This window comes from Streptomyces sp. NPDC107538 (assembly GCF_055657445.1).
This window is the reverse complement of sequence record NZ_JBVKAY010000001.1, coordinates 253,332-268,049: the sequence shown is the minus strand read 5'-3', so window position 1 is coordinate 268,049 and position 14,718 is coordinate 253,332. Positions and strand designations below refer to the sequence as shown.

Genomic DNA, 14,718 nt, shown 5'->3' with positions numbered 1-14,718 from the left:
CCCGCTGCCCAACTCAGAACTCGCGCGCCGGGCACGGGACTTCCGGATGCGTATGGCGGTCATCGCCCAGGCGGCCGAGACCGCGCTCGATACTGCCCGCGATCGCCGAGGCCGGAGCGTCCACCGCCCCGCCGACGACGCAGCCCGCACCCACCGAAATCTGGCGGCCCTCCAGGCATACGCCACCCAGCTCGCCCCCCACGCCGCCGAACTGCTTTCCGCCGCCCGGCCCGCTCTCGACGCGTTGCCGCCTGCCCGGCACACCGACGGGTGGCGGACCGTGCTCGACCACCTCTCCGCCTCCCACACGGAGATCACGAAGGCCCTCGACTCGCCCGCCGAACCCGGCTCCGAAGCCGCAGGCGCGCAGCACGCGGCCGTGTGGCCGCACCTCGCCTTCTGGGCAGAGCACAGCCACCTCGCCACCGAACTCGCCGGTCGACGCGAGCAGCGCGAGATCCCGCTGACCGCCGAGGAACGGCAACTGTGGACCGACATGGCCCGCGCGGCCCAGCGGCGGGGTGCGCTGAATCTGACCGAGTCGTGGTACGCCGCCGACGGACGGCTCATCACGCTGGCCCACCTGATCAACGACGACGACTCCTCGGTCGTGGTCGCTCTGGCCGGCGACCCAGACGCGCCGGACTGGCAGGTGATCGGGCATTACGCCAACGAGTCCGTCGCCGGGCAGGCACTTCCCTCCGCGGTCCCTCCCGGCGTGCTGCGAGCGGACGGCTCCCGGCTCAACCGCCCGGAGACCGCGCCCGAGGTGGGCCTGCAGGAGCTGATCCGGGACGTCACCGAGGCACAAGCGGCAGGTGACGTCGCCGACGTCCTGTTCGCCGCCACCCAGCACGGCTACAGCGCGGGGTCGCTGATCCGGCTCCAGGAACTGCTGGAGACCGCAGGCCAGTTCGCCCACGCCCTGGAGACCGTGCGGGGCCGCCAGATCGCCGCCCGGCTCGCCGCCCTCGCCCGGCAGGTCGACTTCCTCACCCGCGAAGTGCGCGAGGCGGCCGACGACCTCGACGCCACTGTCGCCGTCCTGCCGCCCCACCGCACCCCACGCCCACGAACCAGGCCGGGCCCGGCTCTGGACACCACTCTCCCAGCGGCTCCCGCCCGCAGTCCCGTACCCGCCCGTCACCACCGATAGGAGACCCGCCTTGCCCGAAGCACCAGCAGAGCCGTTCATGACGATCCGGCACACCATCACCGGCGAGATCACCACCACCGGCTACAACGCCGCCGCCCGGCGGATCCTGCTCCAGGCCGGCTTCGAAGAGACGCCAGTCTGCTCCTGCCGAGCGACGGAACCCGATACGGAGCGGACGCACGGGCCTGCCCGGCAGCCGGCGAGCTGCTCGTCGCCGGCCATCTGGTGCACCTGGACCGAGCCCTCGGTCGGCCGGTGAGCGCCGACGGTACGCCCGGGTTGGCCCGGTCGCCGATGTCGGCAAAGTCCGTGATCCGCTCCGAGAGCGGCCGGCCTCTCCAGCGCATCGCCAACCCCGCCCGCACCCGTACCTGTTGAAGGGGCCTCGTTTTGACCACACCCGCACCGCCTGCCAGTCCAGCGCGCACCAAGGGCGGCGAACTACGGGCCAAGGTGGCCCGACTGCTGGCCGACCGGCCGGGGGAAACGCTCACCATCGGGGACATGGCCAGGCAGCTGGGCCACTCCCACGGCGCCGTCCGCAATGCCGTCCTCACTCTGGTGCGACGCGGCGAGGCCGACCAAGGCGGAACCGGGCAACCGGAGTTCCGGGCGAACGCGAAAACCGCCGCAGCCGCGCAGAGGGCTGTGATCAGCCCGCCGGGCACCCACTCTCCCCGCGCCCAGGCGGCCACGGCCCGCAGGACCGTTCCCGTAGCAGCCGCGCCCAGGCAGACCGGCCCGATCCGTCGCGCGGGGGGCCAGATCTACCACCCCCGGGAGCTGGCCGATCTGCCCGATGTCGAGGCGTTGAACCGCTTGCGCGACGCCGACGTGCCGGTGCTGCTCTACGGCCCTCCGGGCACCGGCAAGACGAGTCTGGTCGAGGCGGCGTTCCCGGACCTGCTCACCGTCGCCGGTGACGGCGACACCACGGTCGGCGACTTGATCGGCGAGTACACACAGGACGACGCGGGAGCCTACGTCTTCCAGTACGGTCCGCTGGTCACCGCGATGACCGAGGGCCGCGCCCTGCTGATCGACGATGCCACCTTGATCTCACCGAAGGTCCTGGCGGCGCTGTATCCCGCGATGGACGGGCGCAGGCAGATCCAGGTCAAGGCCCACAAGGGCGAGACCATCAAGGCCGAGCCGGGCTTCTACGTGGTGGCGGGCCACAATCCCGGCGTCCACGGGGCGGTGTTGACGGAGGCGCTCGCGAGCCGGTTCAGCGTGCAAATCCAGATCGGTACGGACTATGACCTTGCCCTGGCCTTGAGGATCGATGCCCGGGTGGTCCGGGTCGCCCGACACCTCGCCCACCAGGTCGAACTCGGCGAGCTGGGCTGGGCCCCCCAACTGCGGGAACTGCTCAGCTACCAGAAGACCGAGGCCGTCCTCGGCACCAAAGCCGCGCTCGCGAACCTCGTCGGCATCGCTCCTGCGGAGGATCGCGACGCCGTCGCCGACGCCGTCATCAAGGCAGCCGGCGTCAAGAAGATCGCTCCCCTCACCCTCGGCAAGCAGCTCCCCGCCTCAGCCGTCCGGCAGCCCCCGGGCAGCACCGGCTCCGCACACCGGGGCCGCTCGCGATGAGCGCCCACCACCACGTCCAGTCCCCCGCCACCACGCCGGACGACGACGCCGCCCTCGCGCGATGGGACGACGACGGCGCCCCGCCCGCACAACCCCGTTCCTCCCCCAACGCGTGGCTGCGCGTGGGAGCCGAACTCGGCGACCGGCTGGTCGCCCTCTCCGGCCGCCCAGACCTCCTCGTCACCTGCCGCCCCGGCACGCGCAGCGGCGCACCGGCCGCGTTCTTCCCCACGCTGGGCGAGGTCGAGTTCGACGCCGGCCTGTTCGCCCCGCTCAAGCCCCACGAGATCCATCCGCGGATCGTGGGCGACGAGGAGAGGTATCCCGCCGCCTGGGGAGTGTTCGTCCACGAGGCAGCGCACGCGGCCCACTCCCTCTGGACGCAGCCTGCCGGAGCGAACCCCCGTGTCGTCGAGGCCGCGCTCCTGCTGGAGGAGAGCCGCATCGAAGGCGCCCACCTGATCACGCGGCCCACGGACCGCACGTACCTGCGCACCAGTGCCCGAACCCTGGTCATGCCCGACATCGCCCACCCCACCCTGAAGGGCATCGAGCACGCCGCCGCCGTGGCGGCCCTGGTCCTCGGCCGCCGTGACGTCGGCATCCTGGACGGCGGCGAGACCCGGGCCGTCGCCGATCTGTGCGAAAAGGTGCTGAGCGCAGACCTGCTGGCCACACTCACCCGCATCTGGACCGCAGCCCACCAGTGCGCCGACCACGACGCCACGACCATGCTCGCGCACGCGAAAGAATGGTGCGACGCTCTGGACACCGCGGCCCCCGCCCTGCCCGCGCCGGAGAACCTCACCGATCTGCTGTCCGGCGCCGTGGGGGTCGTCATGGACCACGCGGCAGCCACCGACGCCGCCGACCTCGCGGCACAGGCCGCAGCGACCAACGCCATGGCCGCGCAGTCCAAGACGCAGGCTCAGGACCGCGCCCAGCGGGCCGGCCAGCGACGCAAAGCCGCCGCCACCGCCAAGTCGGTCTTCAACGCCCGCGGCACCACCGTCACCCCCGACGGCACATTGGCGCCCCACGGCAACCCGGTCACCGGCACCCGCAGGCCCACCGCCGCCGAGCAGCGTGCCGCCGCGCGCCTGAGCCGCGCCCTGCGTGCCGCCGCCTACCGCGAGCGGACCGAGGAGCGGACCACCAGCCCCACCCCGCCCGGCCGCCTCAACATGCGCGCAGCCCTCGCCCGCGACGCCCAGCGCGCCGCCGGGTCCGTCCCCACCGCCGAACCGTTCACCCACACCCGCCGCCGGAACACCCCCACCCCACCGCTGCGCGTGGGTATCGCCGTCGACGTCTCCGGCTCCATGCGAGCCGCCTGCGCGCCCGTCGCGTCCGCTGCCTGGATCGTGGCACGCGCAGCAGCCCTGACCGACCCCGACTCCCTCACCGCCACCATCGCCTATGACAGGCACCTGACCGCATTGACCCGACCCACCCACCGAGCACCAGAGCGCGTGACGACGTTCGATGCCAAAGGCGGCCACCACAACCTCGGCGACGCCATCGACGCACTCGCCCACGGCCTCGAACTCAGCCGCCCCGGCGCCGGCCGCCTCCTCGTGATCGTCACCGACGCCCGGTACGGCAGGGACGAAACCGCTTCTGCCGTCACCCGCGTCAAGCAGCTCACGACCGCCGGCTGCGCCGTACTCCAACTCACCCTCACCGCCAAGTCCCACCACTTGCCGGGGGCCACCTTGCTGCACCTGCCCCAGCCCTCCAGCGCTCCCGCCGCCATCGCCACCGCGGCCACAGACGCCATCCGCAGGACACGCTGAGACGACGCAGAAGACAGAAAGAAGGAACAACCACGTGGCAATCCGTACACAGTGGACTGTGGAGCACTCCTGCTCCCACGAGGTGATGCATGATTTGTCCAACCGACCTGCCGACAAGCGGGCCGGTTTCGCCCGCTGGCTCGCAGGCCGGGACTGCACCCCCTGCTGGCAGGCAGCTCGCGACGCCGACACCACCAGCAAGGAGGAATGGCTCGCCGCCCGGCGGGCCGAAGAACGGCAGGCCGCCGCTGACTGGGCCTCCCAGTTCGAGATGCCCCCGCTGGAAGGTGCCGAGCGTGCCCTGGACTGGGGCGAGCGCTCCCGCCACCAGCTCACCACCCGCGCCTACACCGCCCTGGTCACCGAAGGCACCTGGAACGAGAGCGACTGGACCTTCCTGGAGGAGACGATCCGCACCATCACACGGGCCGGATGGTGGATCGACCAGCGGGACGCCGAGGGCACCGACCTGCCCGAACTGCTGAGCGCCGCCACCATCGAGAACAACCGCGGCACGGAGAACCCGTTCCAATAGGAACGTATGCACAGAGGATCACGGACTGATACCAGTGCCCAGGAACGCGCGCGGCGGGCTGAGTACTTCGCCCGGGTCACCGTCGCGTGCGCAGTTGGCACCTCGGCCTTGCCGGTAGTGCCGTTCGACGGACCCCACAACAGCCCTCCCTCCGCCGCCTTTGCGCCCCCCGAATCGATGACACGGCATGGCCTCTCACGTTCGCGAACGAGACCAACAGACGGGCTACAGCAGGGGGATACAGACCGTCTTGCCTCGCTCCTGCTCAAATCCTCAACTGGGGTAGACAGGCGGAGCTGGCGATCTTGATGGGTCCCAGGACTTCAGCCCATAGGAGTCCTCAATCTTGTGGACCTTCTCGTGCTTCGGGGGCGCGGGCCAGATGGTGATTAGGTGTTCTTCAACGGGGTGGTCAGGAAGTTCAGGCACCGTGCTGAGCTGTCGTCCTTGGTCCCGTCCACGGGTGTGAATTCGGATGCGGTACCAGCCGGGCCCCTTGTGAGCGAGATTTCTGGCTTCGCGCAGAGTATCTCCTGCCCAGAGGACAGGGAATATGATTCCTTTCTCACTGTGATAGCTGACGTCCACAACCGATTCCCACGCTTCGAAATTCTGGGGCGGCTCATTTTCCCGGCACTCGACGGTCAGCGCGATGTAGCCGCTATGTGTGCCCGACTTAATGGTCAGATAGCCGCTCCCGGCTCCTGCGAGCGTGTTTCCTCTTGGAATCCTCGGAATCTCTTCAGGGTCGGGGAGGATTCCCCATTCGCAGAGGTAGTACTGGCTGTACTCCACATTCAGATGGCCTGTTCTCCATTTCATGCCCGACAGTATGGTCTACCGAAGTGACAGGGTCCATGCTTGCCTTCTGCCCTACTCCTGGCACCTGCAAGACGGCCCCCGCCGCTGGTCGCGTGGGGGCCGTCTGCAGGCTACTCAAGTGCGATGCGCTGCCATGGGCTAGTTAGTCGGGACAGTGTTCAGGAACAGGGACTGCTGGTCGTCGTCCATAGTGCCGTCCACTCCGAAACTCGGACTATAGGAGCGCAACTCGTTGCCCTGCCAGTCATGGATCGGTGGCTGCCCGGCAGGTAGGTGCTGCCACCCTGATCCATTCCAGCCGAACTGGTAGACCTTCCATCGCACTGGGTAGTAGTCCACCAGACGTCCGTGTCGGGGTTGACCTCTTTGAGTAGTTCATTGTTGACACGTTCTGTGGCCCCGACGATCCGGACCACTTCACGGCTTTCTTCCCGGCTCCCCACCAGATGGGGAACCATGTCGCATCGTCAGGGTCGGCTCCGGTTTCATCGCCGCAGTTGCTGAGGCAGTTCCCGGACCGGTGGGCGAAGGGGACTGCGACACGGTTCAGTTCGAAGAGGTTGTTGCGTTCCCAGCCGCCGTGCAGGTTCAGGTCGGAGTCGAAACTGTTCCCGATGACCACATTCCCGGAAGAGGACCACTGCAGGGTGAAGTGGCGAAGGTTGCGGGTGGTGTTCCCGGCAAAGACCGAGTCCCAGACGCGTGACCCGCGGAAGTAGCCGTTGCCGCCCTTGCCTTTGTTCCAGGAGCCGTTGAGCTGGTTGTTGATGATGCTGAGCTGCGCGGCCTCCTCGGTGACGATCGGGTGGGAGCCGACCATGTCGGCGCGGACGCCGCGCACGTACGAGTTGACCGCCCACTTGAGGACGATGCCGTGCATGGCGTAGGCGGGGGCCATGTTGCCGTAGTTGTGACCGCGTCGGCGGGGTCGAGGGAGGGCATGTCCTGAGTGAACGAGAAGTCCTCGAAGCCTACGCCCAGTACGGGGTCCACCAGTGGTGACGCCTTGGAGTCGTAGGTCTTCCCGTCGATGGCTGCGGACCCGTCAGGAAGATGCAACCGTCCCCGAAATCCACCGCCGGCCCGCACCATTGTGATCTTGTGGCCCTACCCGCCTGGGAACGGGTACGGCCACCGCGTGATCGTCGGTCGGTGTCGACAAACGAAGACGTGCGGTGGCCGCGGCGCAAAGCGTGGATCCTGCCCGATGGCGGGAGGCGTTCGACCAGACCATGGCCCAAATCGCGTGGTTGTCCGGCGAGTTGAGCCTCCGGCCGCAGCCCCGCCTTCATCCTCGGACGGCTGTCAGGTGTCGAGCAGTGACGGTCAAACTCCTCGACACACCCACTGGGGCGGACCGCAGCACGGAGAACCCGTTCCACTGATCGCAGCGGAACATAACCGGGAAACGCCGGTTAGCCAAACCGGCGTTGCTGCGGACCATTGTTCCTCCCACCCCGCCACCGATCGCGTGGAAGGAACTCATGTCCCAGCCCCCGCCCACCTCGGCCTTCGCGCCCACGCCCGACCCACTCACTCCCGACCGGGACATCACACACGAGCACTTCCAGACCGGTGACACCGTCGTCGTCCTGAAGGGGGTGGCCGGCGGGGAACTGTGGGGCGACGCGATGCGCGTCGTCGCCCCGTCCTGGCACACCCCGACCCACGAGGACGGCTGGCGGCTGCGCGATGCGACCGGTGGAGCCCAGTCCTACGTCACCGGCCACCCCCGCTACCTCGTGCACCTCTCGCGCCGCTGCCCGGACTGCCTGATCTACCTGCGGGCCATGGAGGACGCCCTCCTCGCGCGGTTCGCAGACCGTGACGAGCTGATCGACTGCGGCTGGTACACCACCACCGCCCTGGGCCAGCTCGTGCACATCGCCGACATCCGGAGCGGACGGTGATCCCCCGCCTCAACCAGCGGACCCACACTCCGCACGACCCACTCGCCGGGGCACTGCGGCGGCCGGTCTCGTCGGACGAGGGCCTGACGGAGTACACGGTCGTCGCCCACTGGCCGGGCCTGGATTACTGCACCCCGGACGACGAACAGAAGACCTGGACATCCCTCCAGTGGGCCGAGCACCTCGAAGACCCTTACCTGGAGCACCCGTTCGCCGCCAGCCCGGACGACGACCGGCGGGCGATTCTCCACCTCGACGTCCGGCTCCATCCGGACGACCGGGAGCTGACCGGCCCCGAGTGGGCCGAGGTCGCTCACCGGCTCGCCCGCGTTGCCGGTATCGAGGTTCCCGGCAAGGCGCACGGCTGCCGGTGGATCGCCGTCCAGGCCCAGCCCGCACGCCTCGACCTGATCGCCAACCTGATCCACCTCGACGGCGCGTGGCACGCCCCGCCCGCAGACATCCTGCGGCGCCTGTCGGCCGAGGCGCGCTGCATCGAGCAGGACCTCCACTTGATCCCCCTCCGCAGCGGGCCCACGACGCGGCCCTCCGTCCGTACCGCGCCCACGGCATCGGCCCAGCTCGCGAGCGTCCTCACCCAGCTCGCCGACGAGCAGGCCGGCCCCCTGGCAACGGTCCGCGGACTCGTCGAGCACACCGCACACCGCATCGCCCGCCAGCCCGGCACCGCCGGCACCGACACGGCCCATCACCTGGAGCTGATCGCCCGCCGCCTCCACGCCATCCAGCAGGACCTGGACCGCATCGCCGCGCGTCTGGTCCAGCCCAGGGGCGCCGCACCGCCCACCACCCGGCACCCCGCCCACCGATCGCCCTAGGAGAAACGTCTCCTTGCCCCGTACCGACCGCTTCCTGGACATCCGCCGCGACCCGCATTCCGACGAACTCCTCGCCCGCGGCGGTGACTCCCAGGCACACGGCATCCTCCAGCGCGCGGGGTTCGTCGCCGTCGTCCGCCTCCACGAGACCTACCACCGCACTCCCACCGGCCTCGCCGAAGACGAGGAGTCCCGTCTCGCCACCGACGCCGTCGCACGCCTGCGGGCCGCCGGATACCACGTGGACTGCGCCTCGGACTTCGACACCGACGCCCGACCGGCCCGTGACCTGCCACTGGCGCTTCTATCGCCCACCTCGCCGAGCGCCTTCGCAACGCCACCACCACGGACGAGGCGGCCGACGCGCTGACCGAGCTGACCGCCGCCCACGACGGCATCCTGACCGCGCTGGAGGGAGTGCTCACCGCCACCGCCGACTTCCACGACGGTCTCGGCCGACCGGCCGACCCCTACACCGCCCGGCGGCTGCGCCACCTCGCCGACGAGCACCTGCACGTCATCCGCACCGGCCTCGCCCACACCCGCAACGCCCTCGCCGACCGGCACGCCCCGCACCCCGGCCGCAGCACCTGCACCGGAGGTGTTCCCACCACCGAACGCGAACGCTCCGCCGGGTGCGCCTGCCCGCCCCCGCCGCGCACGCTCCCGGCCCCGCCGCCCGCGGTGGCCGCCGGACCGCGCCGCTGACCCTACTTCGCCCAAGGACACCATGCACAACCACGACACCTCCGAGCGCCTCGCTTCCTACGCCGACGTCCTCGCCGGCGAACTCCCTGGCACCTGGACCAGTACGCACCTGCTGCCGGAGGCCAAGGACGATCTCGCCGAACTGGCCGACCGCATCTGGGACCTGGACCTGACCGCCGCGTCCCTCGCCGAGCACCCGCTTCGGCAGGCGGCCGTCCTGAGCCGGACCGACGGCGCCCAGCTCGTCCTTGTGGACCGGCACGACGCACACGGCGGCTTCCTCATCGCCGCCGTCGCCCCCCGCTCCCTGCCGGACGAGGCGTACCGCGCCGTCCGCGAGCCCAACGGCATCGCCCTGGCGGACGACCCGTTCCTGAGCGCGGAGCAGATAGCCGGCGACCTGCTCGCCCGCTATGACAGCGCGCTCGCCCAGGTCCGGCACAAGTCCCTGGGCGGAAACCAGCCCTCCCAGCCGGACCGGGTCGTGCTGACCTGGCAGCCCGACGGCAGCATCGCCACCGCACCCGCCGACGACCGTGCCCGGGCGATCCTCCTCGCCCACGGCTTCGTCCAGGACCCGCACAACGGCATCTTCCGCCTCACCGGCGACGACACCACGGTGCAGGCGCGTGCCCTGCGGGAGATCGGCCCGCAGCTGGACGCGCTCGGCATCGGCACCGCCCTCCAGCACGCCGCGGGCCGGACCGCACCCACCTCCGCTCCGGCCGCCGTGCCGCAGGCCCCGGTCGGCCGCCGTACCTCGGCTACCAGGGCGCGATGAGGCAGCCGGAGCCCGAGTTCTGGGTGCTGGAGTACGTCACCATCACCAAGGACCCCCGCACGGGTCTGGTCGTCGCCATCGGCGGCAGCCTGGAGGCGGCGGACATCCTTCAGCGAAACGGCGGCTTCCTCCCGGCGGCCGGACCACGCGGGGACTACCACCGGCTTCCCCACGGCCTACCCGTCGAGCAGCAGCGCCTCAAGGCGACCACCGCCTCGCACTCCCTGCTCGCCGCCGGTCACAGCGTCCACCTCGACCCCGCCCTGAACGCGCTGGCCACGCCGGACGGCGAACGCGACGCGGCCGTGCGCTATCTCCACCGCCTCGCCGAGCGGGCCGCCGACGCCGAGACCAGTGATGAGGTCGCCGAGGTCCTCACCGAGACCGCCTCCCCTGTCCACGGACTGCTGCCACTCGTCAGGCACGTGGTCGTCTGTGCCTGGATCACCGGTACCGACCTGCAGGGGACGGCCTCCGGCGAGGTACCCGAACCCCTCGCACGGCTGAGGAAGTGCGCCGAGGCCATGAGCCGGGCCACCGACGTCATCCTCGACGCCCGCGATCACTCCGCCCGCACACCACACCCGACGGGCACCGCCGCTCCGCCGAGCGGTCTCCAGCCCCCGGTATCCCGCCGCCGCTGACCCCAGGCATGCACACACCACACCGGGCGCCCCTCACCTGCGAAGCGCCCCCAACACCCCCGGAGAAGACACACATCCCGATGACTGCCCCACACCGCCTCGCCACCGTCGCCCTGTCGGTCACCCTCCTCGGCGGCACGGCCGCACTAGCGCCGACCGCGTCAGCTGCCACAGCCTCCTGCACGTACAACCTCGCCGACCACAACGCCACCGTCGACGGAAACGGCATCAACTACCGCACCGGGCCGAGCACCGCCTACACGAGCAAGGGCCTGCTGTACGACAGTGATGACCTCCGGGTCTACTGCGGCAACGGCTCCTGGTACTACACGAAGCTCACCAGCCGCTCCAGGAGCGGCCTGAAGGCCGGCACGTACGGCTGGATCCGCAAGGACATGCTGCTCCAACTCGCCGGCTAGAGCCTGTCCGGCAGGTCATGTTGTAGCTTCCCAGCCACCGTGTCCTTTTCCCACGAACCGTGGCCGCTCGGCGGCCCCGGTCGAGACTGCACAGGTCAGAGACCTGGCCTCGACCAACGATCCCGAGGATTTGGACACGGCCGTGAGAATGAGCGGCTGGACACAGCGTGAGAGACCGCGAGAAGCCGCAGGTCACGGGGGCGCCGTAGGACACGAGCAGCGAGAACCTACACATGTGCGCAGCGGTACCTTCCCCGATTCGTGCGGCAGTGTTGGGCCTTCAGTCGAAGCCGTCGCTGTCCTTCCCGCGGAGAACCGCGAGTTCTCGTTCGAAGGCGCAAGCGGCAGCGGCGATCTGCCAAGCGGATCCACCGGACTGGTTCAGGTTGCTGCCGCCGCGCGGGGACATCACCGCTTCGGCCTCGATGAGCAGTCGGTGGACGAAGCCGTAGCTTCTGCCGCAGATCTGTGCCAGAAGCCGGATCGGGGCACCCCGGTCGTATGCCCGCCGCAGGGCGGCACCCAGATGTCTTCGGGGCGTACCGGTGATCGGGGTGTGCTTGCTGAGCATGGTGGCGTCTCCTTCCTCGCGTTCGCTTGGGGATCTTGGCGCATGCGAACCGCCGGTTGCCGCAGGGTGGCAGCCCGCGCGATCGCATCACTCGATGAGCGGAGCCTGGGCCGGAGACAAGGAAGTCTGATCGGTCCAGGGAGCGGGCAATGCCCACCGTCGGCGGCTGTCCCCGTGCACGTTTCTGCCCGCCGCATTCCCAGAGTTGAGCCCCGGAGCCGGGCTGCTCGCGTGGTCGCCGCCCCCGGCAGCCCGCTGCGTCCGCCTCCGCACTTCATCACCGAACCGGAGGACCCGTAGCACCGCACACGCCCCCGCCGATCTCCCGCAACCTCACACCCCGCCTCGCCACCGCCCTGTTCCGCCGCTATCTGCGCGTCTGCATCCCCACCGGCCCCCACCGGATCGTCCCTCCGACCGGTGAACACCCCGAGGCTGGTCTTGACGCGGCCGGGCGAATCGGCCACCGCCACCACCACTGATCCTCAACCCCGCCCAGGAGGGCCATGCCCCACCCCGCCCCGAACCCGGACCGGCTGGCCGACGAGATCGCTCATCGGCTCGGCCAGCTCTCCGACCGCCTCGCAGCGCTGCCTGCCCGTGAGGCCACGAAGGTCATCGCCCGCGTCCTCGATCCCGAAGACGGAGTCCTCGGCCGCTTCACCCACCTCGTGATCACCGGCAGCTACTTCGCCAAGTCCCAGGCCGAAGAAGGTTCACTGCCCGCGGAGGTGTGGCTTGCCCTGGGCCGGGCCGCCAACGAACTCCATGACATCGGCCTGGATCTCGACGAGCACACCGACACCCTCCAGCGCCTCCACACCCGCCCCGCCGCCACACCGGCCGGGCCCCCGACCGCTGCACCGCTCGTCGTACGGCGCCACCGGTGAAGCGACAGCACAGGCAAGGGTGGGGGCCCGGCGAGCAGGCCGAGCAGCACTACCTGGTTGAGCCCCGTGCCCTGGCGGGCGGCGGTGACCTGCGGCACGTTGCGGAGTTCCTGCGTGCCGGCGGCTGGCAGGACAGGTCCCGGCGCAACGGACAGCTCGTCCTCGACAGCCCCGACCGCACGGTCCGCATCGGCTACAACCCCCATGTTCTGCCCGGTGGTTGGACGATCCACAGCAAGGCCACCGCGCACCGGGAGGCATGGACGGTGTCGCTGGGCCGGCAGACCCCGGTGGAGATCGTCGCCGGACTCACCGACGCCCTCACCCGCCCCCGCGCCGCGCACGCCCCCAACGTCTGGGCCCCACTGCAGGAGCAGCGCTGGAAGACCAGCCGCCTCGACGGGCAGGTCAGCGCCACGAGCCCCGACGGGGCGGCATGGATGCAGTTCCGCCACGACCACAAGGGTCAGGCCCTTTGGTGGTCCGGGGCACGGGACGAGCAGGGCAACGGCTGGACCGCAACGTTCACCGCGTCCACCCCCATGCACCTGGTCCAAGCGTTCTCCGAAGCCCTCGCCAGCCCTGAACCCGTCATGCGGCCCCGCGGGCGCGTCCCGTACAGCGCGCGGATCCGCACCACCTCCGTCTCCGTGCTCCCCGCCCAGCTCAGCGCCTGGCAGCAGGCCCGCGTCCACGCCGCCCGCGCCGCCACCTGGGCCCACGGATCCCAGACGGCCGGCCGCCCCCGCACTTCGGCCCGCCCCTACGCCAACCCCGGTACGCGCGCCCGCCGTTGACCACCCCCCTCTCGCCTCCCCCAAGGAGCCTTGTGCCCGATCTGACCCCGGACGACCTCCACGCCTCCTGCGAGACCTTGTCCCGGCTTACCGAGTACCTGCGCGATGCCCCCGACCCGAACGTGGCGCTCGCTCTGGTCGAACCGCTGCTGGACGAGTACACAGGCATTCCCGTCCAGCTCGGCGACACCCTGCGCGCCCTGGCCCGGGCCGTCCAGGAACACCCCGACATCCCCCGCACCCCCGATCTGCGCCGCTTGGTCGACGAGTTGCGCACCGCCGCGTGGGAACAGTCCGACCAACACACCCTCCACTACACCCTGGACGACCTGCGCACCCTGCTCGCGAACACCTCGGACATGCCGAAGGGCAGCCGATGCCGGTGAGCGAGCGGCAACTCGCCCAGTTCGCCGACAAGCACGCCTGGCAGATCCCCTTCGACACCAGCCCCCGCCACCTCGCCGGCCCCGGTGACGCCCGCCACGTCACCCACGGCCTGGCCGCCGCCGGATGGAGCGCCGTCTCCGACCCGTTGAGTGCCGAGATCGTCCTGCGCAGCCCCGACCTGCGCCACCACCTCCAGTTCGCCCCGAAGCCCGCCACCTCCGCATGGTGGCACCTCCATGCCGAACCGACCGACACCGAGCCCGCCTGGTACGCCAGATTCGGCGCACTCGTGCCCGCGGAGGTCCTCGCCGGCTTCACGGACGCCCTCATCGCCCCGCCACCGCAGGAGGCGGACCCGTGGCAGTCGTTGACAGTGGCGGGCTGGCACCGCGACTCAGGAGGCACGGCACATTCGCCGGACTCCATGTGTCACGTCGAACTGCGCCCGTTGAGCGAATTCAGCGCCGGGCCTTCCTGGCACGTCGAGGTCCGCGAGCCGGGCCGCGAGAAGTTCCACGGCCCGCGCATCTGGCACGCCTACCTCGACGAGCACACCCCCGCCCATCTGGTCGGCTCGTTCCTCACCGCGCTGGCCGACCGCAGCCCCCTCCAGCGCGGCACGTTCGACCCAACCGGCCACTACAGCGCCGTGCAGGAGCCCAGTGCGCTGCGCCCGCAACAGGTGGTCGACGCGCACACGGCCCGGATCGACTCCCTCCGCGCACGTGCACGCTCCGCCCGCCGACAGCAGACGAAACCCGTGACGAGCCCGGCCAAGGCCCAGCCGGCCGCCCGCCGCTGAACCGACAGGACTCCTCCTCATCTCCGCCGACCACCACGCACACCGCGGCTTCCTCCGCCACCTCG

At 70.5% G+C, this 14,718-nt stretch carries 19 protein-coding genes; 16 read left to right on the top strand and 3 right to left on the bottom strand.

What is annotated here, in order from left to right; translation table 11 throughout:
- The first annotated feature begins 52 nt into the window (after positions 1 to 52).
- The 5 genes from ACZ7MG_RS01095 to ACZ7MG_RS01075 all read left to right on the top strand — a co-directional run bounded on the left by ACZ7MG_RS01095 (position 53) and on the right by ACZ7MG_RS01075 (position 5,083).
- Complete coding sequence (locus ACZ7MG_RS01095; RefSeq protein WP_471386488.1) at positions 53 to 1,156, top strand: hypothetical protein; 1,104 nt, start codon at positions 53 to 55, stop codon at positions 1,154 to 1,156.
- 37 nt (positions 1,157 to 1,193) lie between these two features.
- Entirely contained in the window at positions 1,194 to 1,415 is a 222-nt protein-coding gene (locus ACZ7MG_RS01090) for a hypothetical protein (protein WP_471386491.1), read from the top strand.
- A gap of 194 nt (positions 1,416 to 1,609) precedes the next feature.
- Positions 1,610 to 2,752 carry an AAA family ATPase gene (locus ACZ7MG_RS01085; protein WP_471386494.1) on the top strand — a complete coding sequence of 381 codons (1,143 nt, stop codon included), beginning with the start codon at positions 1,610 to 1,612 and terminating at the stop codon, positions 2,750 to 2,752.
- Positions 2,749 to 4,548 (top strand): vWA domain-containing protein, encoded by a 1,800-nt coding sequence (locus ACZ7MG_RS01080; RefSeq protein WP_471386216.1) that lies wholly within the window; start codon positions 2,749 to 2,751, stop codon positions 4,546 to 4,548. Before ACZ7MG_RS01085 ends, ACZ7MG_RS01080 begins: the two co-directional genes overlap by 4 nt.
- Positions 4,549 to 4,633: 85 nt before the next feature.
- Complete coding sequence (locus ACZ7MG_RS01075; protein WP_471386497.1) at positions 4,634 to 5,083, top strand: hypothetical protein; 450 nt, start codon at positions 4,634 to 4,636, stop codon at positions 5,081 to 5,083.
- A gap of 273 nt (positions 5,084 to 5,356) precedes the next feature.
- Here ACZ7MG_RS01075 and ACZ7MG_RS01070 read toward each other — a convergent pair whose 3' ends face one another.
- Both ACZ7MG_RS01070 and ACZ7MG_RS01065 read right to left on the bottom strand, forming a co-directional pair.
- On the bottom strand, positions 5,357 to 5,905 hold the full coding sequence (locus ACZ7MG_RS01070; RefSeq protein WP_471386219.1) for a hypothetical protein: 549 nt from the start codon (positions 5,903 to 5,905) through the stop codon (positions 5,357 to 5,359).
- Positions 5,906 to 6,149: 244 nt separating this feature from the next.
- Positions 6,150 to 6,803, bottom strand: a complete 654-nt coding sequence (locus tag ACZ7MG_RS01065; protein ID WP_471386221.1) for a hypothetical protein — start codon at positions 6,801 to 6,803, stop codon at positions 6,150 to 6,152.
- Between the two features lie 586 nt (positions 6,804 to 7,389).
- Between ACZ7MG_RS01065 and ACZ7MG_RS01060 the strand changes: the two genes are divergently transcribed.
- The 7 genes from ACZ7MG_RS01060 to ACZ7MG_RS01030 all read left to right on the top strand — a co-directional run bounded on the left by ACZ7MG_RS01060 (position 7,390) and on the right by ACZ7MG_RS01030 (position 11,206).
- The gene (locus ACZ7MG_RS01060; protein ID WP_471386223.1) at positions 7,390 to 7,815 is read left to right on the top strand and encodes a hypothetical protein; all 426 of its coding nucleotides are present in this window, start codon (positions 7,390 to 7,392) and stop codon (positions 7,813 to 7,815) included.
- Positions 7,812 to 8,654, top strand: coding sequence for a relaxase/mobilization nuclease (locus ACZ7MG_RS01055; protein WP_471386226.1), 843 nt, complete (start codon positions 7,812 to 7,814; stop codon positions 8,652 to 8,654). The genes ACZ7MG_RS01060 and ACZ7MG_RS01055 overlap by 4 nt, the downstream gene beginning before the upstream one ends.
- 13 nt (positions 8,655 to 8,667) lie before the next feature.
- Complete coding sequence (locus ACZ7MG_RS01050; protein ID WP_471386228.1) at positions 8,668 to 9,024, top strand: hypothetical protein; 357 nt, start codon at positions 8,668 to 8,670, stop codon at positions 9,022 to 9,024.
- Positions 9,025 to 9,071: 47 nt separating this feature from the next.
- Positions 9,072 to 9,362, top strand: coding sequence for a hypothetical protein (locus tag ACZ7MG_RS01045; RefSeq protein WP_471386231.1), 291 nt, complete (start codon positions 9,072 to 9,074; stop codon positions 9,360 to 9,362).
- Between the two features lie 22 nt (positions 9,363 to 9,384).
- Entirely contained in the window at positions 9,385 to 10,143 is a 759-nt protein-coding gene (locus tag ACZ7MG_RS01040) for a hypothetical protein (protein WP_471386232.1), read from the top strand.
- Positions 10,140 to 10,787 (top strand): hypothetical protein, encoded by a 648-nt coding sequence (locus ACZ7MG_RS01035; protein ID WP_471386235.1) that lies wholly within the window; start codon positions 10,140 to 10,142, stop codon positions 10,785 to 10,787. The genes ACZ7MG_RS01040 and ACZ7MG_RS01035 overlap by 4 nt, the downstream gene beginning before the upstream one ends.
- An 80-nt stretch (positions 10,788 to 10,867) precedes the next feature.
- Positions 10,868 to 11,206 carry an SH3 domain-containing protein gene (locus ACZ7MG_RS01030; protein WP_471386238.1) on the top strand — a complete coding sequence of 113 codons (339 nt, stop codon included), beginning with the start codon at positions 10,868 to 10,870 and terminating at the stop codon, positions 11,204 to 11,206.
- A 280-nt stretch (positions 11,207 to 11,486) separates the two neighbouring features.
- On the opposite strand, the gene ACZ7MG_RS01025 is transcribed toward ACZ7MG_RS01030, so the two are convergent.
- The gene (locus ACZ7MG_RS01025; RefSeq protein ID WP_471386240.1) at positions 11,487 to 11,777 is read right to left on the bottom strand and encodes a helix-turn-helix domain-containing protein; all 291 of its coding nucleotides are present in this window, start codon (positions 11,775 to 11,777) and stop codon (positions 11,487 to 11,489) included.
- 506 nt (positions 11,778 to 12,283) lie between these two features.
- Between ACZ7MG_RS01025 and ACZ7MG_RS01020 the strand changes: the two genes are divergently transcribed.
- The 4 genes from ACZ7MG_RS01020 to ACZ7MG_RS01005 are packed head-to-tail and all read left to right on the top strand — an operon-like array spanning position 12,284 to position 14,653.
- A complete protein-coding gene (locus ACZ7MG_RS01020) occupies positions 12,284 to 12,667 on the top strand; it encodes a hypothetical protein (RefSeq protein ID WP_471386243.1) in 384 nt (127 codons plus the stop codon).
- Entirely contained in the window at positions 12,664 to 13,464 is an 801-nt protein-coding gene (locus tag ACZ7MG_RS01015; RefSeq protein ID WP_471386246.1) for an SPDY domain-containing protein, read from the top strand. The genes ACZ7MG_RS01020 and ACZ7MG_RS01015 overlap by 4 nt, the downstream gene beginning before the upstream one ends.
- Positions 13,465 to 13,496: 32 nt before the next feature.
- The gene (locus tag ACZ7MG_RS01010) at positions 13,497 to 13,850 is read left to right on the top strand and encodes a hypothetical protein (RefSeq protein ID WP_471386249.1); all 354 of its coding nucleotides are present in this window, start codon (positions 13,497 to 13,499) and stop codon (positions 13,848 to 13,850) included.
- Positions 13,841 to 14,653, top strand: coding sequence for an SPDY domain-containing protein (locus ACZ7MG_RS01005; RefSeq protein WP_471386252.1), 813 nt, complete (start codon positions 13,841 to 13,843; stop codon positions 14,651 to 14,653). The genes ACZ7MG_RS01010 and ACZ7MG_RS01005 overlap by 10 nt, the downstream gene beginning before the upstream one ends.
- Positions 14,654 to 14,718 lie beyond the last annotated feature (65 nt).